At 62.1% G+C, this 22,191-nt stretch carries 15 protein-coding genes and 1 tRNA gene; 4 read left to right on the top strand and 12 right to left on the bottom strand.

Annotated elements, in window-relative coordinates:
• Nucleotides 1-160: 160 nt before the first annotated feature.
• From thrB to argS, 6 genes are all read right to left on the bottom strand, one after another.
• Nucleotides 161-1,132 carry a homoserine kinase gene (gene thrB / locus CXY78_RS06765; RefSeq protein ID WP_104088741.1) on the bottom strand — a complete coding sequence of 324 codons (972 nt, stop codon included), beginning with the start codon at nucleotides 1,130-1,132 and terminating at the stop codon, nucleotides 161-163.
• On the bottom strand, nucleotides 1,129-2,256 hold the full coding sequence (thrC, locus tag CXY78_RS06760; RefSeq protein ID WP_092340856.1) for a threonine synthase: 1,128 nt from the start codon (nucleotides 2,254-2,256) through the stop codon (nucleotides 1,129-1,131). The genes thrB and thrC overlap by 4 nt, the downstream gene beginning before the upstream one ends.
• Complete coding sequence (locus CXY78_RS06755) at nucleotides 2,256-3,593, bottom strand: homoserine dehydrogenase (RefSeq protein WP_233197326.1); 1,338 nt, start codon at nucleotides 3,591-3,593, stop codon at nucleotides 2,256-2,258. The genes thrC and CXY78_RS06755 overlap by 1 nt, the downstream gene beginning before the upstream one ends.
• A complete protein-coding gene (gene lysA, locus CXY78_RS06750; protein WP_104088739.1) occupies nucleotides 3,590-5,017 on the bottom strand; it encodes a diaminopimelate decarboxylase in 1,428 nt (475 codons plus the stop codon). Before lysA ends, CXY78_RS06755 begins: the two co-directional genes overlap by 4 nt.
• 135 nt (nucleotides 5,018-5,152) lie before the next feature.
• Nucleotides 5,153-5,914: a DUF2993 domain-containing protein gene (locus CXY78_RS06745; protein ID WP_104129970.1), complete on the bottom strand. Its 762-nt coding sequence runs from the start codon at nucleotides 5,912-5,914 to the stop codon at nucleotides 5,153-5,155.
• 2 nt (nucleotides 5,915-5,916) lie between these two features.
• On the bottom strand, nucleotides 5,917-7,593 hold the full coding sequence (argS, locus tag CXY78_RS06740; protein ID WP_104088736.1) for an arginine--tRNA ligase: 1,677 nt from the start codon (nucleotides 7,591-7,593) through the stop codon (nucleotides 5,917-5,919).
• Between the two features lie 41 nt (nucleotides 7,594-7,634).
• On the opposite strand from argS, the gene CXY78_RS06735 reads away from it, so the two are divergent.
• From CXY78_RS06735 to CXY78_RS06720, 4 genes are all read left to right on the top strand, one after another.
• A complete protein-coding gene (locus tag CXY78_RS06735; RefSeq protein WP_104088735.1) occupies nucleotides 7,635-8,279 on the top strand; it encodes an iron ABC transporter ATP-binding protein in 645 nt (214 codons plus the stop codon).
• Nucleotides 8,280-8,348: 69 nt separating this feature from the next.
• A tRNA-Arg gene (locus CXY78_RS06730) sits at nucleotides 8,349-8,420 on the top strand.
• Between the two features lie 584 nt (nucleotides 8,421-9,004).
• On the top strand, nucleotides 9,005-10,648 hold the full coding sequence (locus CXY78_RS06725; protein WP_158253286.1) for a DUF262 domain-containing protein: 1,644 nt from the start codon (nucleotides 9,005-9,007) through the stop codon (nucleotides 10,646-10,648).
• Nucleotides 10,641-11,462, top strand: coding sequence for a PIN-like domain-containing protein (locus tag CXY78_RS06720; protein WP_104088731.1), 822 nt, complete (start codon nucleotides 10,641-10,643; stop codon nucleotides 11,460-11,462). The genes CXY78_RS06725 and CXY78_RS06720 overlap by 8 nt, the downstream gene beginning before the upstream one ends.
• Before the next feature lie 312 nt (nucleotides 11,463-11,774).
• Here CXY78_RS06720 and CXY78_RS06715 read toward each other — a convergent pair whose 3' ends face one another.
• The 6 genes from CXY78_RS06715 to CXY78_RS06690 all read right to left on the bottom strand — a co-directional run bounded on the left by CXY78_RS06715 (nucleotide 11,775) and on the right by CXY78_RS06690 (nucleotide 21,227).
• Nucleotides 11,775-12,974: a PIN domain-containing protein gene (locus CXY78_RS06715; RefSeq protein WP_104088730.1), complete on the bottom strand. Its 1,200-nt coding sequence runs from the start codon at nucleotides 12,972-12,974 to the stop codon at nucleotides 11,775-11,777.
• Nucleotides 12,975-13,152: 178 nt separating this feature from the next.
• A complete protein-coding gene (locus tag CXY78_RS06710) occupies nucleotides 13,153-14,502 on the bottom strand; it encodes a hypothetical protein (protein ID WP_104088728.1) in 1,350 nt (449 codons plus the stop codon).
• A 60-nt stretch (nucleotides 14,503-14,562) separates the two neighbouring features.
• Nucleotides 14,563-15,729: a Wadjet anti-phage system protein JetD domain-containing protein gene (locus CXY78_RS06705; RefSeq protein ID WP_104088727.1), complete on the bottom strand. Its 1,167-nt coding sequence runs from the start codon at nucleotides 15,727-15,729 to the stop codon at nucleotides 14,563-14,565.
• Complete coding sequence (locus CXY78_RS06700) at nucleotides 15,726-19,076, bottom strand: ATP-binding protein (RefSeq protein WP_104088725.1); 3,351 nt, start codon at nucleotides 19,074-19,076, stop codon at nucleotides 15,726-15,728. The genes CXY78_RS06705 and CXY78_RS06700 overlap by 4 nt, the downstream gene beginning before the upstream one ends.
• A complete protein-coding gene (locus CXY78_RS06695; RefSeq protein ID WP_104088724.1) occupies nucleotides 19,069-19,746 on the bottom strand; it encodes a DUF4194 domain-containing protein in 678 nt (225 codons plus the stop codon). The genes CXY78_RS06700 and CXY78_RS06695 overlap by 8 nt, the downstream gene beginning before the upstream one ends.
• Nucleotides 19,743-21,227: a DUF3375 domain-containing protein gene (locus CXY78_RS06690; protein ID WP_104088722.1), complete on the bottom strand. Its 1,485-nt coding sequence runs from the start codon at nucleotides 21,225-21,227 to the stop codon at nucleotides 19,743-19,745. The genes CXY78_RS06695 and CXY78_RS06690 overlap by 4 nt, the downstream gene beginning before the upstream one ends.
• Nucleotides 21,228-22,191 lie beyond the last annotated feature (964 nt).

Here is a 22,191-nt window from a genome sequence, read left to right as displayed (position 1 = left end):
ATAACAGTGAGGTACAGGGAATGCACCGGAGAAGATGTCGCTCAAGGCGGTTTCTATCGGGTGCACAACAACCATAGCATCCCGGAGCCAGTCGCTTCGACAGCCTGAGGACCGGCCGAGCCGACGCGCGCCGCGGAGGCCGACTCGACTCGACTGCTCCCTACGCCGCGGTCTCCGCCGTCGTCTCCCCCGCGTTGTCCACCGTGAGCGGATGCACGGTGGCGCCCTGAACGTCGACGGCGAGCATGAGTGCTCGCCACGGGGTATCAGAGTTGCTGGCCACGAGTTCGGCAGCCACCAGGCGCTGGCTCGGGTCGCTCGCCAACACCAGAATGGATGGCCCGGCACCGGACACGACGGCAGCGAAGCCGGCCGCGCGCAATAGGGTGATCAGCTTGTTCGTCTCCGGCATCGCCGCGGCACGGTAGCTCTGGTGCAGTTTGTCCTCGGTCGCGGCCAGCAGCAACTCCGGGCTCTGGATGAGCGCGGCGATCAGCAGCGCCGAACGCGACAGGTTGAATACGGCGTCTTCGTGCGGCACCGAGGCCGGCTGTAGGCTGCGCGCGAGCGCAGTGGACATCTCCTGCTCGGGCACAAAGACGAGCGGCTTGACGCCGCGGTGCACCATGAGTTTCTTGTGCCGCGGGCCTTCCTGCGTCGTCCACGCAATGGTCAGGCCACCGAACAGAGCGGGCGCCACGTTGTCGGGGTGCCCTTCCATCTCGGTGGCGAGCACAAGCAGCATCTCGGCGTCGATGTCGACGATGCCCTCGAGCAGGCCCTTGGCCGCCATGATGCCCGACACAATGGCAGCGCCGGAGGAACCGAGGCCGCGCCCGTGCGGGATGACGTTGTGCGCGACGATGTCAAGCCCGGGCATAGCCTGGCCAACAGCGTTGAAGGTGTGGATGATGGCCCGTACGACGAGGTTGGTCTCGTCGGTGGGAACCAAACCGGCACCGACACCGTGCACCTCGACGAACACGCCGGGTTCGCTCCGCACGGTCACCTCGAGCTGGTCGTACTTGGCCAACGCCAGACCGAGCGTGTCAAAGCCGGGGCCGAGGTTGGCCGTCGTAGCCGGAACCTGCACCGAGACAGCGCGGCCGATCAACGAGACAGGGCTGGTCATGCCTTGGCCAGGCCGAGCACGCTCGCGATTTCGGCGGTATCGATCGGAACAATTGTGGGCTTCACATCGGAGCCGTCGGCGGTGCGGAGCGCCCACTGCGGGTCTTTCAAACCGTGGCCGGTGACCGTGATGACCACGGTCGATCCCTTCGGAATGAATCCGGCTTCGGCACGCTCGAGCAAGCCGGCGACGCCGATAGCGGATGCCGGTTCCACGAAGATGCCGACCTCGGCCGAGAGAATGCGGTGGGCTTCGAGAATCTTCGCGTCGGTGATGGCGCCGAAGTAGCCGTCGCTCTGCTCACGGGCGTTCAGCGCGAGGTCCCACGATGCCGGGTTACCGATACGGATGGCGCTCGCGATGGTGTCGGGGTTCTCAACGCGGTGGCCGAGCACGATCGGGGCGCTGCCCGAGGCCTGGAAGCCGAACATGCGCGGCAGCTTCGTGGTGGCGCCGCGGGCGACCTCTTCGCTGTAGCCGCGAAAGTACGCGGTGTAGTTGCCGGCGTTGCCGACCGGAACGAACTGAAAGTCGGGGGCGTCACCGAGCACCTCGACGACCTCGAAGGCCGCGGTCTTCTGTCCCTCGATGCGGTCGGGGTTGACCGAGTTGACCAGGTGCACCGGGTAGTTGGTGGCGAGATCGCGGGCGATGTCGAGGCAGTCATCGAAGTTGCCCTGCACCTGCAGCAGCTGGGCATTGTGCGCGACGGCCTGGCTGAGCTTGCCCATGGCGATCTTGCCTTCCGGCACGAGCACGGCGGCAGTGATGCCGGCGTGGGTGGCGTAGGCGGCAGCGGAGGCGCTGGTGTTGCCGGTCGAGGCGCAGATGACGGCTTTCGCACCGTCTTCCATGGCCTTGGAGATGGCCATGGTCATACCGCGGTCCTTGAACGACCCGGTCGGGTTCATTCCCTCAAACTTGATCCAGACCTTCGCGCCGGTGCGCGCGGAGAGCGCGGCGGCCGGAATGAGCGGCGTTCCACCCTCACCCAGGGTGATGATCGGGGTCGCGGCCGAGATGTTCAGTCGGTCGGAGTATTCGTTCAGCACGCCCCGCCACTGGCGGCTGACGATCGCCGCGGGGTTGGTCAGGCTGGCACTGGTCTCGCTTGGGCTAAACATCAGACTCCTTCAACTCTCAAAACGGATGCGACTTCGCTGACAACACTGTTGGTGGCCAGGTCCTGCACGGTGGCGGCGAGTGCGGCCTCCGTTGCGTCATGGGTCCCGATAACTAGGGTAGCCGTGGCCGAGCGCGCCGCACGACTCTTCGTTGCCATCACGGCCGGCGTCATGGACTGTTCCACGAGCGCCAGCGACACCTTGCGCTTGCTGAACACGCTCGCGATGGTCGCGAGCACGCCGGGTTCGTCGGTCACTTCGAGGGTCACGGCATAGCGGGTGGTGACCCGGCCGATGTCGAAAACGGGCAGTTCGGCGTAGCTCGACGCGGCCACTCCCGGCCCGCCGGCGACGTGACGCCGGGCGATCGAGACGACGTCGCCGAGGACGGCAGAGGCCGTCTCAACTCCCCCGGCGCCAGCGCCATAGAACATGAGGCTGCCGGCGGATTCCGCCTCGACGAAGACGGCGTTGTTGGCGCCGTGCACGGAGGCCAGCGGATGACTGCGCGGAACCATCGCCGGGTAGACCCGCGCCGACACCCCGTCGACCCCGTTTTCATCGGTGACGCGCTCGCAAATGGCCAGCAGCTTCACGACATAGCCGGCCTTGCGGGCTGATTCGATCTGCGCCGGCGTGACCTGCGTGATGCCCTCGCGATAAACGGATGCCAGCGGCACCGTCGTGTGGAACGCCAGACTCGCCAGAATGGCCGCCTTCTGCGCCGCGTCGAAGCCGCCGATGTCCGCGGTCGGATCGGCCTCTGCGTAACCGAGCGCGGTGGCCTCGGCCAGCGCGTCCTTGAGACTGGACCCTTCGGTATCCATCCGGTCGAGAATGAAGTTCGTGGTGCCGTTGACGATACCAAGGATGCGCTTCACCTGGTCGCCGGCGAGGCTTTCCCGCAGCGGACGCACGATGGGAATTGCCCCGGCGACGGCGGCCTCGTAGTTGATCTGGGCGCCGACCTGGTTCGCGGCGGCGAACAGCTCGGGTCCGTGGAGGGCGAGCAGCGCCTTGTTGGCGGTGACAACATCCGCTCCACTGCTGACCGCGAGCAGAATGTAGCTGCGGGCCGGCTCGATGCCGCCCATGAGTTCAATGACGATGTCAGCACCGAGAATGAGTTCTTCAGCGTTGGTTGTGAATAGTTCGCGCGGCAGGTCGACGGTGCGTTCCGCGTTCACATCGCGAACCGCGATGCCGACCAGTTCCAGGGTCGCGCCGACCCGGTTGGCAAGCTCAGGGCCCTGTTCGAGGAGCAGGCGGGCTACCTGGGCGCCGACGGATCCACCGCCGAGGAGGGCGACACGGAGATTGCGGTATTCGATCTTCAAGATTCTCCTCCGTTGGTGGGCGGCATGGCCCCGGTGTCCCGCGCGAGCAGGTCGGCAATCGTTTCGCCGCGCACCAGAACACGCGCTGTGCCATTGCGCACAGCGACGACGGGCGCGCGGCCCTGATAGTTGTAGTTGTTGGACAGTGCCCAGCAGTAGGCGCCGGTGGCGGGCACGGCGAGCAGGTCGCCTGGGGTCACATCCCCGGGCAGATAGTCAGCGTCGACGACGATGTCGCCGCTCTCGCAGTGTTTGCCGGCGATACGCACGAGCACCGGAGGTTCGGTCGACGTACGGTCGGCGAGGCGTACGGCATAGTCGGCGCCGTAGAGGGCGGGGCGCACGTTGTCGCTCATGCCGCCATCGACGCTGACATAGAGCCGCTGCGTACCCGAGACGTCGACGGCCTTGGTCGTGCCGACCCGGTACAGGCTCACGCCGGAGCGACCGATGATGACCCGGCCGGGTTCGAAAGCCACGACCGGCAGCGGGATGCCCAGCCGATCGCACTCGGCGGCGACGATGTCGGCCAGGGCTCGAGCGAGTTCGCGAATCGGAGTGGGTTCGTCGGCGCTCGTGTAGGCGATACCGAAGCCGCCGCCCAGGTTCAGCTCCGGCACCGGACCATCCGCCAGCAGGGTGGCGTGCAGCTCGAGCAGACGTGCGGCCGACTCGGCGAATCCGTCGGCGCCGAAGATCTGCGACCCGATATGGCAGTGCAGACCGACGAAATTGAGCGCTGGTTCAGCGCGAATCAGCGCGACCAGCCTGGGCGCGTCACTGAGCACGATGCCGAATTTCTGGTCTTCGTGCGAGGTGGCCAGAAAATCGTGGGTGTGCGCGTGCACGCCGCTGTTCACGCGCAGACGCACGTTCTGCACGCGGCCGTTGCGGGCTGCCGCTTCGGCGACGCGGCCGATTTCGACCTCGCTGTCGATCACGATCGTGCCGACACCGACCCGGGTGGCCTCATCGAGTTCGGCCAGGGATTTGTTATTGCCGTGAAAGCCGAGCCGGGCCGGGTCCGCGCCGCCGGCCAGCGCGACGGCGAGTTCGCCGCCGCTGCACACGTCGATGTTGAGGCCGGCGGCGGTCATCCAGCGCACGATCTCGGTGGAGAGAAAGGCTTTGCCGGCGTAGTACACCTTGGCGCTTGTGCCGATGCGGGCGAACTCGGTCTGGAACACGGCGAGCAGCTCGGCGGCGCGGGAGCGGGCATCCGTTTCGTCGATGACATAGAGAGGGGTGCCGAATTCGGCGGCGAGGGCCGTGGCACTCACTCCGCCGAGCACGAGTTCGCCGGTGCCGCTGCGAATGGTCGAGGTCGGCCAGAGTCCGGGGGCGAGCGCGTTGGCGTCGGCGGGAATGTGCAGCCAGTCGGGTGCCAGTGGGTTGGACGAGCCGTCCGAGGGATCAAGTGTCACGGGAAGTACCTCACGAGAGTCGAAGGGGAATCTCAGCGAGCGAACCCGGATTGGTCCCTGAAGCCGGAAAATGAGCCAGCCCGCGAATGGGGCGTGCCTGACTGGATTCTACCGCCGCAGGTGGCGAGGTTCGAATTAGCCGGAGCAGGTGCCGAGGGTGGTCAGCGACTGCCGGGTGAGCATAAGCGTGCTCGACTCCAGCGTAACGCGTGCCCGCTCGGGAGAAATGTCGACACCGTTCAGTTCGACGCCTTCGGGCAGGTACCCAGCGACGCAGACGCTGATGGGCGCCTGCTGGAGAATCAGATTGACCAGGGGTGTCGCATCGATGTCGCCGACGCCGCTCGTGACGGTGGCTTCGGTGGGCGCGATGTTCACTGTGTCACCGGCGGCGGTTGCCGTGGCGGTGGCGCTGTAGCCCACGTTGAACTCGAACAATTTCACCGTGCCGGTGTAGGTGACGACGCCGGCACCGAGGGTCATCACGGCGTCAGCCGGAGCCGTGCCGGAGGCCTGAACCAGCTGGTTGAGCGCGGCCTGGTCCACGTCGAGGGTGGCGGTGAGCGAGCCGATGGCCTTGGCGGTGTTGGTCGACACATCACGAGCCACGACGTGAACGGATGCCGGCACGCCGTCTACCGTGAGGCTGGGTGCGGTCAGTTCCACCTGGTCGAAGCTGCCGGCGATGAACTGGGCGATCACCGAGGTGCCGCCGATGGTGACGGTGACGTCACCGGTCACCGAGGCGGGCATGCTCTTGGTGATTTCTTTCTCAGCGGTGTCCTGCGCGAAGGCGCGCAGCCCGCCGTCTACCAGAAAGTAGGCGACGACGAGCAGCACGGCGAGCACGCCCACGATGATCAGCGGAACGAGGCCACGACGTTTGGTTCTGGCCATGATCACATGCGCTCCGGGGCAGTGACGCCGAGCAGGCCGAGGCCGTTGCGAATCACCTGGCCGGTGGCGTCGTTGAGCCACAGGCGGGTACGGTGCAGGTCGGTGACCGGTTCGTCACCGAGCGGAATGACCCGGCAGTTGTCGTACCAGCGGTGGTAGTAGCCGGCGACCTCTTCGATGTAGCGGGCCACGCGGTGCGGCTCGCGTAGTTCGGCGGCCTGGGCGACGATGCGCGGGTACTCCTGCAGCACGCCGAGCAGCGCGGATTCGCTGTCGTGCACGAGCAGCTCGGGGGCGAAGACGGTGCGTTCGACGCCGCTCGCGGTGGCATTGCGCGCCACGGCCGACGTACGGGCATGGGCGTATTGCACGTAGAAGACCGGGTTGTCGTTGGTGCGTTTGCCGAGCAGGTCGAGGTCGATGTCGAGCTGCGAGTCGCTGTTCGAGCGCACCAGCGCATACCGGCCGGCATCGACCCCGACCGCGTCGACGAGGTCGTCGAGGGTGACGATGGTGCCGGCGCGCTTCGACATGCGCACCGGCTCGCCGTCTTTGAGCAGGTTGACCATCTGGCCGATCAGAATCTGCAGGTTCACGCCCGGTTCGTCACCGAAGGCTGAGACCATCGCCATCATGCGGCCGACGTAGCCGTGGTGGTCGGCGCCGAGCATGATCAGGCACTGGTCGAAGCCGCGCTCACGCTTGTCGAGGTAGTAGCCGAGGTCGCCCGAGATGTAGGCGGGTTCGCCGTTGGAGCGAATGATGACCCGGTCACGATCGTCGCCGAAGGTGGTCGTGCGCAGCCAGATGGCGCCATCCGCTTCGAAGATGTGGCCCTGTTCGCGCAGGCGATCGATGGCACGGTTGACGGCGCCGGATTCGTGCAGGGAGTCTTCGTGAAAGTACACGTCGAAGTCCACGCCGAAGCTGTGCAGCTTCTCTTTGATCTCGGTGAACATGAGGTCGACGCCGATGGAGCGGAACACCTCCTGCTGTTCCTCGCGGGGCAGGGCCGCGACGTCGCCGTCGTACTTCGCGAGTACGTTGGCGGTGATGTCGCCGATGTAGGCTCCTCCGTAGCCGTCTTTGGGGGTGGGCTCGCCGAGGTAGCTGGCCAGCACGCTGCGGGCGAAGCGGTCGATCTGCGAACCGTGGTCGTTGAAGTAGTACTCGCGGGTGACGTCGGCGCCCTCGGCCTGGAGCACGCGAGCGAGGCTGTCGCCGACGGCGGCCCAGCGCACACCGCCCATGTGGATCGGTCCGGTGGGGTTGGCCGAGACGAATTCGAGGTTGATCTTGAGGCCGTCGTAGAGGTGACCGGTGCCGTAGGCGTCGCCGAGGTTCACGATGGTCTGCGCGAGTGCGCCGGCCGCCGCCGCTTCGAGGCGAATGTTGATGAAACCGGGGCCGGCGATTTCAACGGATGCCACATCGCTCAGCTGTTCGAGACCGGCGGCCAGTTCGGCGGCGATTTCGCGCGGGTTGGCACCGAGGGGCTTGGCGATCTTGAGCGCGATGCTAGAGGCCCAGTCGCCGTGGTCGCGGTTGCGTGGGCGTTCGACAGCGACGTCGGCGAGGGTGAGTCCGAGGTCTACCCCAACAGTGTCAGCCTCACGTCGGCGCTCGCTGACGTCGAGAATGAGGTCAAACAGGGACTGGGAGAGTTCGTCAGGAGTCACCGGTCAATCGTACCGGCCCCTCCTGTTGGTAAGGTCAACGCGTGACTGATACACGCGTCTACCCCACTCTCGTTCGTTCCACTCGTGGCCGGGCGAGCGTCCTGCTCGCCGCTGGCACGCTGTTCGCCCTCGTTCTGACCGGGTGCAGTGGTGGCGACGAGCCGAAGCCCACGGATTCTGCGACCGCAACGAGTGGGGCATCCGCTGACCCCACCGAGAGCGCTGCGCCGTCATCGTCTCCGACGCCGGAAGCGACCGGATCCGCGATCACGCAGACCTGTGGCGACCTGCTCACCCTGCAGGATGTCTACGATTTCAACCCCAACTATGGCACCGCTCCCAACTACTCGCCGAGTGCCGGCAGTCTGGGCGAGACCGCCGCAACGTACAACGGCCTGACCTGCGGCTGGTCAAACCAGACCAGCGGCGAGCTCATCGAGATCTCGGTCGTGACCCCCAACGATGTGCTGATGACCACGCTCAAGCATCAAGCGGATGCCGATAGCCAGGCCGTTCCCAGCTACGGCACCCCGCCGGCTGTGGACGGCTTCTTCACCTATGCCGGTGGCGTCGGTCAAGCGCAGGTCTTCACGGAAAAGTACTGGGTCACTCTCAGCACCGCCGCGTTCTTCGAGCCCGGCGATGCCGAGCCCCTCATCTCGACGGTGCTCTCGCACCTCGGCTAGCAGATTTTGTCGGCTGACCCGTGGTGGGTCTTGGCAGCCGGGGCATGATGCTAACCTTGAATCACCCTGGCCCCCATAGCTCAGGGGATAGAGCACTGCCCTCCGGAGGCAGGGGCGGCAGTTCGAATCTGCCTGGGGGCACACTGTCACGTGCCACGCTAATTCGGACTTCTGCCACCTAGTTCGGACAAACCTTTCCCCTAGGTCCCTAACAGCGATGGCAGCACGGTCAAAGCGCAGCTCTCCGAAGCAGCCGGTGCAGACCTGCCCGGGCTCCACCTCTTCCGTTGAGCTTGCGCACTTATGCCAGTTTCAACTCGCTAAGGCCCCACGCAAGCTGGCACCTGCGTGTCATTTTCGCAAAAAATCTGCTGCTACCCAGCCGTGGTCGGCAACATCTGGGTACTTCGCGACGAGTCCCACATCCAGAAAACTCGCCACCGCCGCTGGCTCGCTCTTGCATTACATATACGCAGCGAAACCATCTCAGTCCGGCCTGCAGTATTCACAGATGGGCGCAAGTGGTTCGGCGAAGTGGCTCACCGAGCAGCCCTCGAACGTCCCTTGCAGTTAACCTCGTCGGGATAGAGTTCGTGGTCCGATTACGGGAAAAGGCTTGGACCGTGCAGACTATGGCCAGAGCCTGAATTCAGGTGCCAATCGGGGGCCCGAGCTTTTCCATTTCTGGCAGTGCCTCCGGACATTACCCGCCGAGATTCCGACCTGTGGCTACTCGCCCCACGCCGCGCAAGTCCGGCCCGGACCAGAGGACAAGCACGATGGGGACACAAGTTGAGGCATCCACGATCAAGGCGGGTCAGCTCTTCTCGACGGCGGATTTCCATATTCCGGATTTCCAGCGAGACTACAGCTGGTCCAAGGATGTTGAGGTTTCTGAGTTCTGGAATGACCTGTCGAAGGGCATAGATTCGCCTCCTTATTTTCTGGGGCTGCTCATTATCACCGACGAAAACGACGTAAAAACGGTGGTTGACGGTCAGCAGAGAATCGTCACTCTCACGCTTCTAGCTAACTCGATCCGACGGGCGGCCCTTGCTCGAGGAAAATTGCTTGTAGCGGACAGCATGCGTGACGTCTTTCTCTATTCGATAAATTATGAAGAGGAGTCAAGATCCGCTCGAGTCGATTTCGCCTCACGTCGAGATCGCCGAACCCTCGACGCAATCCTCGACGACTCGGCCGAGGCCGGCGAGGGTTTCAATGAGACGCTGCTGCAAGCGCAGCGTTTTTTGGACCAGAAACTTGAAGCGGACCTTAAAAGCTCCGATGCGTCCGCGCGGCTGGGTAAATGGGCGCACTTCTTGTCCAACGGGATCACCTTTGCGTTGTTTGAGCATCCGGACCGTAACGCCGCTTACAAAGTATTCGAAGTTGTGAACATGCGCGGCAAGGACTTGACCCCTGCACAGCTCATCAAGAGCTACGTCATTGGTTCCGCCCTGCCGGAGAATCAAAACGACTCATACAGTCGTTGGATCGAACTGGAAGATCCGTTCGTAGATGTTGGCGCGGATGCACAGTTCACACAGTTCATCCGGAACATTGTCACGCTTCGACATGGCTACGTCGAGCCCCGTGACCTCTACCAAGCCATCGCTGATAACTATGTCGGCGATGACGGCGTGAAGACGCTCCTAAGTGAACTAGAAGAACAGATTGGCGTATACCTGCAGATGGTCGATCCGGCACTCGACCGGGAAGACACGACGCTAAAAACGTTCCTGATTCTGGATACCCTAGGTCTCCGAACTATCCGCCCGGTTTTTCTGGCGACTGCACATGCGCGAAATCCCGAAGCGGGATTCAAGGAACTCCTGCGAGTCATCGTGCCGCGCATCGTCACGGGAACCTTTGGCACTGGCAGTATCGAACGGCGTTTCTCCGAGGCGGCCAAGACCATTTTCACAACGCAGGACTGGTCTATAGGTGTAGAAGGCCTGCGGGACCTTGCTCCGACGCGACAAGAATTTCAGGAACGCGTTCAGTCTCGTCCTTTGAATAAGGGTGTACAGCTCGTTGTGCGTGCGTCAGCGCTCCAGCGCTCCTCAGTTCCGGCAATTTCGGGCTACGTCCACCAAGTCCGACAGAAGAACATCGAAGACTGGCCGGCTTTCAATGATGACGACTTCAAAGTCCTCGGATCCACGATCGGCAATTGCTTCATCTCGACTATTGATCGCAGACCACGCGGTTCAAATTCCCTTCAAGGGGTCATCGACAAGCTCCTTCCGACGGCAGTCGAGTTCGAGGATGAGTTAGTAAGGACTGCAAGTTCATGGTCGGCCGAGGACGTCCGAAACATGAATGAGCACCTGTCAACGCTTGCAGCTGAGGTTTGGTATGCCTGACGTGAGCCTTTCGCCCGGCCTGCAACTCATAATTGAATGTTTGTCGCAGAACATCGGTGAACTGGAGTGGCTTAAGCCGCTGAAAATGCATACGGAGAAGAAACTCCCGACCAATTGGGCGGCCATTGGATTCGATACCAATGCGCTGAAGCAGCTTCGGCGCTACCCGCCTGCGACTCGATCCTCTATATTGACCTATCTGCAAGGTGAATCAGTGCCCATCATCTTGCCGGCTCAGTCAGTTCAGGAGTATTGGAACAACCACGGGATATTCACTAAAGATGTTCTTGGGCTAGAGAACGAGACGAAAAGGCTTGCGAGCAAGTACGAGAAACTTCAGGGCGGCGCCAGCAGCAAGATACTGCTTGACCGAATCGCGGCACAGGTCTATACGCTTGCGGCGGATGTGGCCGATTCACAAAATCCGCATCTCTTGAAAGAATCCATTGACCTTTGGGATCTGCTTCTCGCCGACTCGACGACGGCCCATGTGCCGCGAGAACGGATTCTGAGAATCGGTGAGGCGCGTTTCGCGTCGGGAATAGCACCGGGTTTCGCGGATGAGTCCAAGAAGGCAAACAGGCTAGGTGATTTTTTCGTGTGGGCTGATTTCCTGATGGGGCTCCAGGCAATTGGTCTCGCCTCACCCAGCACCGAGGATTCCTCTATCGTCTTCGTCACCGACGATGGCAAAGAAGACTGGATTGCAAGCGGAGTACCTCATCCGACGCTTCTTGGCGAAATCTTCCACCTGACGGGGAAACCACTCGAGATCTTGACAATGGAGCAACTGAAGAAGATCGTGCAGGCTTAGCCTTCACAACCTCGTCCGCACCCCTTCTTGAGGATCACCGGTCGCCGCTTGGTCAACATGACTAATGCCCACAACTACCAAACCGCGATTGGCCGCACGACCGATATCCGCTGAATCAAACCAGTAATCCGCGTACCGAACGGTCTCCTCTTAGGTTCGTCACGCCCGCATCTCAAGGCATCCTCCTAAGTATCAAGGTCGGCCAGATGGGTCTTCGTGGCCCGTAGCACCTGCCCAGGGCACCTCTGTGTCCAAGGGCATCACCGCGAATTTATGCGCTGAAAATCACTCGGAGATCGTCCACACGCTCAATCAAAGGCCGGAATTATCACTTTGTGTGCCTATCGGAGGCCAGATTGTGACCGTTCGTCGCATGGCCGAATCAAACTGGCGGGCCATGAATGCACTTAGTCGGTCAACATCAGCTACGCTCCTCTCTCGCCGCAGCGCGCTCACCGGCTGGTGGCTAAGACTCTTGATGAATGCAACCGTTTGGGCTTTGGGTCGAAAGATTTCGACGGCGAGTTCTTCGATGGACGCCACCTCCCCCGGGTTCTGACTCGTGAGTGCAGTTCCAATGAATGAGAGCTTCTTGACCGCGTATCCGGTGTCAGTCACGGCCGCGCCGTCTTGTTCGAGATCCACGCGTCCGAGGTATTCGATGTCCACAATGGCTGCGACCTCGAACCTCAGTTCGAGCACTCGAGGTCCCTCCAACTCGCGTGCCTCCAGTGAGACCACACCCCAGCCTTCCGCGGCGGTCACGGTCATGCTGTCCGCGCTCGGTAGGTCGAACGCTGGAGGGAAGAGCTCCACCGAGGCTAGTAAACCGCCTTCGAATAGCAACGATTCGACTTTCGTGAGCAGTTCCTTGTCGAGGTCCGGTCTGAACGGCTCTCCGCGGTATTTCCCCGGCAGCGCTACCTGTGAGACGGATTTCGCAAGGGCAATCGTTCCCCCCTCGAGAAGCGACGCTACTTCCGCCGACAAAGTGTCACGGAGACGGCCGCTCGCGTCCATAAAGCCTTTATCTGCGGACACTAGAACAATGTCGTCCCTTGAGTGCTCGGCGGCGACCGCCAGTACGCTGTGCCAGTGCAGAGTATCTCGGTAGCCACCACCCTTCTCGTCGAAGGGTGGTGTGCGGTCAATCGCTCGTTGGGCTATGTCGTCATGTGACGGTGTCGGTGTCGCAAGTATCTCGAATCCCAACTCGACCACCCTTGAGTCGAGCCGAACGCCGTATGCGCTGGCATCGTCCGTGGTCAGCCGGGCTGCCTGCTCAATGAGCTTCTTGGCTTCCGAAGTGGCTCGCTTGGCGGACGCAGTAATTGATGACGCGACTTCGACTCTTAGTGCGACGTATCGCGCTTTTGCTTCCGCGAGCGCCACCCGTGGAATGAGCACCCGTGTAGTCCCGGCAATGACCGCAACGGAGAGCTGCTCCCAGTCGCTACTCCTGAGCCGCGCACCATGGACAATAGCGTTTGCATCGAGAACGACCACAAGCATTCCGAACCTCCAACACGCAATGGCGCTACGCGTACGCCAGGATTGAAGCCTATTCCAGAACGAACGGCCGTCATTTCACGACAGCATCCGGGCGCCAAGCTCGGCGCTAAACCCGAGACGCCGTTGCTTGCCCGACCTTTGTCTCCGATGGTGACGACGGCGAACCATACGGCCTGAATCAGAAGGAAGAGTTTGGGCCGTGGGGGTTCCAACCGTTCAGGAAAGGCCGAAGCTCATCCGGGGCCGGTTCTTTCTCCTCGGGCATACTGAGAGGCCCTCGCAACGGGTCCAGTTGGCCCAAGTGGCCCCTTGCCCACCCGAGCCATTCGGCGGCCCCCGAGCGGCTCTCGTTGTCTCCCATTGCCGCGACGGTGGCACTCATTTCGTCAATAAACTGCTCCATAGCATTGACGTTCTGCCACGCCTCGAACTGAGCCCCGAGCACAGTTCGTCTGTGATGCTCTCGGTAGTCGGCCCGCGCCTGTGCCATGGCGGATTCCCACCGCAGCTTCTTGGTGGCTGCCTCACGTTCCCCTTTCGCTTTGTCACGTTCAGCAGCCAGTGAGTAGATCTCAAAACAACGAAAGATCTCCGGTAACAGTTCCTCCAGTCGACTCGACTTCGAATCACGATATATATCGCCTTGGTACGCCGTGCGCCGGCCGTCAACGACGAGCTCAAGATTCCCGGTGGGGATGAACTCAAACCCTCGTTTCCTCTGCCACGTTGGCAAACGGTTTGCATGGTTCCAGTAGTCAGGAGCGATCCGGGATGCCCCCTTGCCCGGGATCTCGCGCACACGGATCGTGTAGACAGCTGCCGCGGCTTTGACCGCGAAAGGAATGCGCCCAACTTTTCGCCGCTCATATGGCAGGAGCGCCGCTGCTCCTGCTTCCGGGTCGAAAACAACGAGTCCTCTGAGCTCAGCCTCGGCTGTAATGGCCTGCAGCAGGTGCGCAGCACGCACTAGATGGTCTTTCGATACGTACTGCCATTCCCGATCCTTGAGGTAGTTCTGCACCAGGGGGTGGTACTTTCCCACCTTGTTGGGAACAGGAACTGGCCGCGGTAGCACTCGATCTGGAAGGTGTTCCGTTGAGTAGATATCAAGGTTCATGGAGCCGTAGTGGCCAACGAGCTTGCTTTCCAGTTTCTGCGCGAAGGGGCGAACTGACGAGTTCATGGACAGCCGAAGGAGCCTGTCGTAGTCCAGAGCGTCCGCGGATTTGTCGACCCTCATCGAACCGCCTGCAGCGAGCACGCGCTGCCAGAGCGCGTTAACGTCCGCAACTTCTTGCTGGGGCTCGGGCGCGGCCGGTGTGGCGAGGCGCTCCACGCCGAGCGCTGTGATCGCGGCTAACCAGGACTGTCCGCGCCCGGACACTGTGATCAGGCCCCTCCTGTGGAGGCCTCGCGCGACGATTCGGTGCGAGTACCCGTCGACGTAGACACCGTCGGGACAGCCGATGGAAATCCAAGTCAGAACCTCTACTTGGAGGTGATTCAATGCGCTCTCATCGCGACCCATTGGACCAGTCAACCGGGCCAACAGCGCAATTGAAAGAGCCGAAGCAACGGTCGCGAGGCGTCAGCGCTCCCCTGCTTCGCAAGATCCGCACTCATCCAGCGCGGCCGTCACGTCCGCCCAAGGCACTCGTTCCTGTTCGAACCGGACATGGCGGCCGTGCTTGCCGGCAACGAGCGATTGGTAGACGAGCTGTTCCGTATCGGTTAGGTTTTCCAATCGTGCGGCGGTCGGGACGTCCTCGGCAACCCAAGAAACCCGGTTGCGGAGCAACGTGCCCTCGTCCATGAGGATGGACGTGGCTGGCAGGTACGCGCGGAGCCGGTTCAGAATGGCGAAGCCATGCGTATCGATGTCACCCCAATAGAGGATCTGAGCTTCTTGCAGCCATGGGATCCGTGCGTATGCAGGGACGTCGAATCCTTTGCCTGCCAGCACGACCGTGCCCGGCCTGTCCGTAAACGCATGCCCGTTCTGCAGGTTCTCGCAGATGATAACTACTGTCGGCGTCAGCGGAAGTTTCGCGAGCTCCGTCGGCGGCGCGGTGAACAGGCCGAGACCGCCGATCTGGGCGCGGAGGGTGGCATCGAGGATGCGGGTGAACGTCATCTTCTCCATCGTGCTTATCGGAGCGAGGGGATCCGGGTTCAGTCGGGCCCCGAAGCCAGAGAGCTTTTCGACAAGCAGCCAGTGTCGTTGGACCCATTTGGTGTCCGCCCCCGGGATCGGGAGTTGACGAACCAGAAATCCTGAAGGGTCGTTGGTTTCAGCCCACCGAAGAGCGGAAAGCAATGTCGCCCAGTCACCGTCGGCGAGTGACATCATCTGCGTGAACACGCCGGCGGGCAGCACTCGGACGTCCGGCCAGCTGGCACGAAGCTCGGTGATGCGTCGGACCGATGCTGCCCAAGATCGCCGTTCCCCGGTGAACTCCGCAATGTCACCTGCCGTTTCAAACGTTAGGCGGTGCGGCACGTCCAAAACGCCGGAGTATGGCCATTTTCGGCGCACGGTTTCAACCCGACCCGGACCCGTGTACTCGCTCCATGCCCGGGCCCGGCCCAACGCCAGACCCGCGTCCGCAGCGATGCTGTTCGCGCTCAACTCCCGAATCGGAATCCGGACCGGGAACCCATCCGCCCTATTGCTCGCCTGCGCCCACTCCCTCATTTTGCGCTCGTATATCGTCCGCGCTTCCGTTAGAACCGCCGCGTACGCCTCCGCCGTCACTCGCGATCACCCCGATTGGCTTCGACTCGTTCCATCCGGATGGGCAGGAGACGGGAGAACTGGGTGTCGTCGGCGCGGTGGACAATCGTCGCACCGCCGACAAAGTGCTGGAATGTTGCGAGCATTTTGTTAGGGGTGGCGAGGATGAGCTGGAACCCGAAAGTTTTGAACACCTGCAGCGACTGCTCCGTGAATTGAGCGTCCGCTTTGGAGAACGCTTCATCAATGATTACGGGGGCGAACACCGGGATGTTGCCATAGCCATCTGTCAGCTGGTACCGGAGCGCCGCGGCGAGAGTGAATGTGACAAGTTTCACGCGTTGGCCGCCACTCCGGCCGTTGCCAGACGTATGCCGGTCGATGACCTCGTCTCCACGCAGCTCATCCGCGGCGAACACGACATGCTTCCGGACGTCGAGGACCTGCTGCTTCCACGTCAGATCTTTTGGATCATCACTGCCGAGCCGAGTGATGATGGCACTGAGCATGTCATACCGTTTCTCCGCCGTGTCCTCTGCGGGGAGGGCATTGGCCTGCGCGAAGTCTCGCAGTTCGCGTTTGAACGCCTGCAACTGTTGCTGTTGCGTGACGTCGGTAACCACGATTTCCAGATGCGTGCCGCGGTTGAACTCCGTGCTCGCCAGCGCGTCGTTGATCGGTTCGATGCGACGGTCTATAGCCCGGCGTTCTTCTTCCAGCTTTCGAGACAGATCGGTGAGATGCCGTGTCGGTCCGTCTTGCATGAGCTTCCGGAATGCGCCTTCAAAATCGGGGAGTCGGTCGCGTTCCAGTGTTTCAAGGATTTTACGGAACTCCGGCAACGCAGCGAACGTGTCATCGACGTCGGTTGACTGCTCCGGCCATTGCAGGATGAAGCTGGCGAAGATGAGTTTCAGGCTCGCGTGCGCAGCCTGGCTTTGAAGCTTCGCAGTATTTGCTTCCGCCACGATCTCGGTTCGCACAGATCCCGCAGCGTCGTTCAACGCGCTCACCGTGTGTGCGGGATTACCGGTGCTCAACCGGGCTTGGAGGGCTGTGTGCACGTCGTCGGAGACGGTGGGGAGGGCGGCCAAGGCCGCTCGTTCCGCCGCCAACCCGTCCGCGATATCACGATGGTTTTTGGTCGCCGCTCCGCGTTTTTCCACCGCGAGGTCGCGGATTGTGATTTCAGCGGCGCGGCTGTCCTTTGCGATGGCGAGATTCTCGGAAATGGTTCCGAGGGCTGGGTTGCCGCCGAGGATCGTGTCGAGCGTGCGCTGCTCACCTTCCAGACGCTGGATGGTGGCGTCGACATCGATGTCCTCCCATGCTTGACCGCGGATCCGCTGCAGAGCCTGTTCTCTGTCGCTGCGAGCTTGTTCCTTCTGCTCGACGGAGGTCCTTGCCTGCACAGCCGAGTTCATTGCCGTTCGTAATTCGGCGACGCTCTCCTCGAAGATGGCCGTTTTGGCGCCATTGTCGAACCCAAGCACCCATTTGCTTCGATCGTCGATGTCCCAACGGTCATCTTTGACGTGGCGGTCACGCCGCCCGCGTTCCAACCCGTTCCGGGTGACAGCTTGGATGTCCTTGTCGAGACCGGTGACGCTGTCCACGCACCGGTAGTCGAGTGTCTTGAACAACCGGTCAAGCACCCAACCGCGGAATTCCCCCGTTGTAACGTCCAGTTTGCCAATCAGGCTGTTCCCTGAGGGGCTGCGATCGGGTTCGGACACATCCGGGTTCACCGGGTAGAACACCACCCGTTTGCCGAGGTTGTTGTCATTGACGAACTTGGCGGCCGCGAGATAGTGCTCCCGGGGAACGAGGATTGACAAGGCGAAGCTGTGCATCACCCGTTCGATCGCGCCAGACCAGTCCTCCTCATCAGAGCGCACTTGCACCAGCTCGGCCACATAAGGGAATCGGGTTGCCGATGTTGCACAGGCGGCAGCTATCCGGTCGCGGACCTCCCCCTCCGTTGCAGGGACATTGGACGGACGCCGCCGCAATGCCTTGAGTTCCCGCTCCGCCTCATCGAACAAGGTCCGAGCTTTCGAGACCTGATCTTGAGCCGCGTACAGCACCTCTTGACGTTCCCTGAGGTCGCCCCCCATCTGTGCCAACTCCGTGGTCGCGTCACGGGCCAGCTGATGAAACTCTTCTGGGCTCGAGGGGATTGTGAAACCGGCACCTTTGATGTCCCGCGAGAACCGTGTCCGTTGGGTTTCACGCCTCCCGCGTTCGCCCTCCAGCGCTTCAATGCGGTCGCCAATTCTCTGAAGTTCGTTGCCACCGGCGTTTTCGTAGTCGCTGCGCAGCGCTTCGATCTCCCTGTCGCGGCCATCGATCCGGGCGTCGATGACGGTGATCTCGGATTCCGCGCGCGCCATAGAGTCTTCGGCGTCCCGCAGGTCCTGATCGAGAATAGTGACGGCGCGTACTCCGCGAACCCGAGCCACTCCAGCGAGCTCACGGTTGAGTCTCTCCTGGCTGTCGGTCGCGTTTTCGATTGCGGCCACATGCGAAACCAGCGGGTGAAGGAGGTCGCGTTGCTCCCTCGCGGTCTGCACGGCTTTGTGCGCGGCGCGGAGGTCCCCGAACTGGGCGACCGCACGATCTGCGTGCAGGAACGTTTCCGGCTCGTCCAGCATAAAGTCTTTCAGGAGACCGTCAAGGGTGTTCAACCCCTTCATGGCTTGGGTCTTCTGCAAGAGCTGCAGGGCTCGTTCGCTCTGAATGCCAAAGAGCCGCATGTAGCGTTCTTGGTACGGGCCGAAGTCAGTTCCAATGTGGGCGGGTTCGAACTTTCGTTTTAGGACACCCGAGTCGAGGCGGATCCGGACGATGTCCTCCAGCTCCTTCACGCTGAAGGGCCGTTCCAAGATCATCGCGACTTTGGTCAGCTGCTCCACGTTTGTGGTGCTTTCGGACGCGCGAAAGATTCTGACGAGGGTGATGACCCCTCGGTGCGGATGCGTGAATTCGAGAGCCAGAGCCGACCAAGTCGCACCGTTTCTCAGATACTGGACGGCGGCGTTGCCTTCCTCGTCGGGGCGTTGTGCATACGCCCCCCGAACGTAGGTGAGGAGGGTGCGGTCGCGACCCTTGGTGATCGCGTCACGGGCGGCCGCGTTGAAGTCAAGATCTTTCGGGGCGAACAGGACCGCAGACATTGCATCGAGGAGTGTGGACTTTCCTTTGCCGGACTCGCCCGTGATGAGGTGACCTTCAGGGGAGATCACGGCTTCCGAGAACCCCTTGAAGGTTCCCCAGTTGATGAGCTGAAACCGGCTCAGAGTGAATTGGGAGGGCCGGTTGTCGCTGGCGGCGAGGTCCGGGTCAAGGAGCGCAAGCAGGTCAGTCATCGGTTTCGTCCTCGTCAGTGTCAGAGTCAATGTTGGTGACCGCTCCACCGTCGGCGATAGTCCGGAGCGCGGCGAGCAACGCCTCGATGTCCTCGAGGGTGAAGAGGTTCCGCAGCAGCGGCATAATCGTGTACCGGTCTTCGGTGTCACGCACCTTCTTCAAGATTCCGAATTTGGCCATCTTGGTCACCGCATTGTCGACGCTGTTGCGGGTACCTGCAACATTCGTGTCGGAGAAACGACGAAATGCCAAGATTTCGTCTCTGATCTCGTCGAGGCTGACGACGGCGAACTCGCCGGTGCCGGTCACGGTGCCTAGCGTCCGTCGCAGACAGACGATGACCGCGGATTCGACAAGGGTCAGGGGTGCTCGACGCATCAAGACCGGGTACTGCTGCTCGGATCCGGCCTGCCGTGCGAAGGCGATCCGCGCGTCCCGGTCAATGATCAGGCTCAGGAACATCTCCGACAAGTGTTGGCGGACCGTATCCTCATTCCGGAGCAGCGCCTCATATGCGAGTTCGCTCTCCTCGCCGCTCAGCATCGGGCCCCTCACGAGCCGGACGATCGCAGTGCGCAAGTGCACACTGAACTCCCCGGTGTCCCCGGCAAAGAGCATGCCAGCTTGGGCGTCGTCCATCGCTTCGTAGTCGACAGCAGTGTCGTTCATGGCGTCTCCGGAGTGTAGAAAATGATCTTTGGGATGCGAATCGTATGTGTGTCCGACCACGGGATGATCTCGTCCGCCGCTTGACTCACCTGCGCGCTGCGGATGTCCCCGTCGGCTGCGCCCACCCCGATAAGGATCAGCCCGACCAGACCGGCGAGGCCTTGGACGAGTGGGTGTTTAAAGATGACGTCGGCGATGCTGGCCACGGTGCGACCCCGAAGCGTGTCCTCGATGTTGGCGCGGAGGGTATGAAAATCGATGTCTGTGAGGTCCACGAGCTCCAGAAGGTCTTCCCAGCCGCCAGCTTCGACCTCAGCGTCGTAGGAGATCAGGTCAGGCAAGGACGTGTCGACCTCTTTCAACTGCCACTGGCTTACTGAACTGACGCCACTCGTGGACAGTTTCAGTTCGAACGGGATGCGGGTCCGGCCCGACATCGTCTGGGCCAGTTGCCCGTAGACCTTATAGATGTCCTTGATCAGTAAGTCAACGCGGCGTTCGTGTCCGTATTGATTGTCTTCGACAAACGCGCGGAGCTTGGCGGCAAGGGTGTCAAAGACGGTGTGGACGTCACCGGCACGGCTACGCAGGTCCGGGAGCATGTCGCGCAGACCTTCTCGTTCCGCACGGCTCAGTGCCGCAGCGAACGGCCGTTCTAACAGCACGTCGATCGCTGACTCCACTTGCCGGACTCGTTCGGGGTCGGCCAGCACTTGATAGAAGGCTTTGAAACTGCGACCGAAGTCCGTAGTCTCCATTTGGTCAACTTGGCTCAACACGATTTCAAGGACATCGCCACGGCTCTCGTCCGATTCGACGGCTTGGCGCCTCAGGTCGTTGACAGCATTCCCAACGCTCCGACGGACACGCGCAAAATCCGCGGTGGACTGGCGGACTTGACCGAGAAGGTCGCGGACCGCTTCCAGCGCCCGCTCATCGTTCAAGACAACGGTTCGTCCTGCCCGGAGCTGTTCAATTTCGGCGTCGATGGCGTCGCGTTGAAATGTCAGTGCAGCAATGCGCGATTCAGGGTTCGGGTCGGTTGACACGGCGAGGTCCGAAAGCTGTTGCATGATCGAGGTCATCTGCGATTCCGTCGTCGACGACGCAGGGGTCACGATGGTCTCGGCGATGAGTAATGCGGCATGCGCATCCGCCGAGACATCGTAGATTTCCTCCGTCCCGGTCTCGTTTGGTCGGCGTTCTAGCCAACCGGCACTCACCCAGTCCGTGCAGTACTTCTGCGCGGAGGCGCTCATGTCACGGATTCCGGCACGGGCCAGCGCCCGAAGATCATCGGCAACACGTTCATGGAGGCGGCCGGTTGGGATCTGAGTGGCTCCGGAATCGATGAAGTTCATCTTGAGGATCGCGAGGATCTCGGGCGCATTATGCGCGGCGAGCAAAGTCCACGACGATTCGCCGCGGGCACGGCGCAGTGCCTCCGTGCGGGCGAGGAGAGCGGAGTCCGTGCGTGTCATACTCGCAGGCTAACGGCTACTTCCGACATTGCTGGGCTGGCTCGGGCTGAAGACCGAAGTCGGTGCCTCCCGATACGGTCGGGACATGGCCAGCGCCTATCGGCCGGCGTCGACATCCAAGGAAGCCGCGGTCACAAACCTCCGCTGTTCGACCGCCGGTAGAGTCTCCGAGGGCGGAGCAGCCTCAATCGAAAGGAACATCCCATGCGATCAGGAAAACCAGCGCTTTGCAGTTAAATTTCGTCCAAGCAATGCTGCGGCCGGATCCTGTTCCGCATCTGCCCCGCGGCTTCGCCTCGACAGCTGCGGGGAAATTCCGATTCACTGAATGGTGGCTTAGCCGTATAGGGAGGGGGATCGAGCCGGCGGGCGGATCTTGAAAAGATAGCTACCGAGTGCAGACGAGGACTTCAAATGGGGAGAACGGGGACCGCTAGTCGCCAAGCAGCTGGGCGTGTCTGAAGCGCCTCGGGATAGCGGAAGGTGCTGGGCGCACCACCTATGCCATCGCCATTCCCCGGCGCAGGAAGCAGGGAAGCCAGGCTTGGACCACGTGCGGTAAGGGACAAAAGGTGCATTCCTGCACGGAGTCGCCAGCCCGCACGACCGCGCTAGCGTCACCTCGACCGGTCATGCGACCGGTGGCCGAATCGGAGGTACGCGAATGCCCGAACATATCCTGCCCGTGCCATACGTTCCGGACATCCGTGGGGTTCGTGGTCTAACGGCCACCGCGCCCGCTCCCGCCGGCCGCTGCTACTGGCGTCGCAGGCCCGCACTTTTCCACGTGCGACCAGCGAGTGCGCTGGGATGGTCTCTCCGTGCAGGCATTGAGAGTCGTGGAGTGCACGGTGGGACGTTCGATGCATTGGATCGTGGATCTCGCCGTTGCCGGCGTAGTCCCGACGATCCGCTGGACGCCGCCGGTGACGGCAATCGAGCGCTCATGGCATTCGACGGCGCC

The organism is Cryobacterium sp. N19, from assembly GCF_002929595.1.
Taxonomy (GTDB): domain Bacteria; phylum Actinomycetota; class Actinomycetes; order Actinomycetales; family Microbacteriaceae; genus Cryobacterium; species Cryobacterium flavum.
The sequence above is the reverse complement of the archived record's forward strand: the minus strand, read 5'-3'. Positions and strand labels throughout refer to the sequence as shown.

What these genes read in the sequence shown, in the direction of transcription:
- thrB (WP_104088741.1), bottom strand. Translation starts at nt 1,132, where the DNA reads ATGACCAGCCCTGTCTCGTTGATCGGCCGCGCTGTCTCGGTGCAGGTT.
- thrC (WP_092340856.1), bottom strand. Translation starts at nt 2,256, where the DNA reads ATGTTTAGCCCAAGCGAGACCAGTGCCAGCCTGACCAACCCCGCGGCG.
- CXY78_RS06745 (WP_104129970.1), bottom strand. Translation starts at nt 5,914, where the DNA reads ATGGCCAGAACCAAACGTCGTGGCCTCGTTCCGCTGATCATCGTGGGC.
- CXY78_RS06720 (WP_104088731.1), top strand. Translation starts at nt 10,641, where the DNA reads ATGCCTGACGTGAGCCTTTCGCCCGGCCTGCAACTCATAATTGAATGT.
- CXY78_RS06715 (WP_104088730.1), bottom strand. Translation starts at nt 12,974, where the DNA reads ATGCTTGTGGTCGTTCTCGATGCAAACGCTATTGTCCATGGTGCGCGG.
- CXY78_RS06710 (WP_104088728.1), bottom strand. Translation starts at nt 14,502, where the DNA reads ATGGGTCGCGATGAGAGCGCATTGAATCACCTCCAAGTAGAGGTTCTG.
- CXY78_RS06700 (WP_104088725.1), bottom strand. Translation starts at nt 19,076, where the DNA reads ATGACTGACCTGCTTGCGCTCCTTGACCCGGACCTCGCCGCCAGCGAC.
- CXY78_RS06695 (WP_104088724.1), bottom strand. Translation starts at nt 19,746, where the DNA reads ATGAACGACACTGCTGTCGACTACGAAGCGATGGACGACGCCCAAGCT.
- CXY78_RS06690 (WP_104088722.1), bottom strand. Translation starts at nt 21,227, where the DNA reads ATGACACGCACGGACTCCGCTCTCCTCGCCCGCACGGAGGCACTGCGC.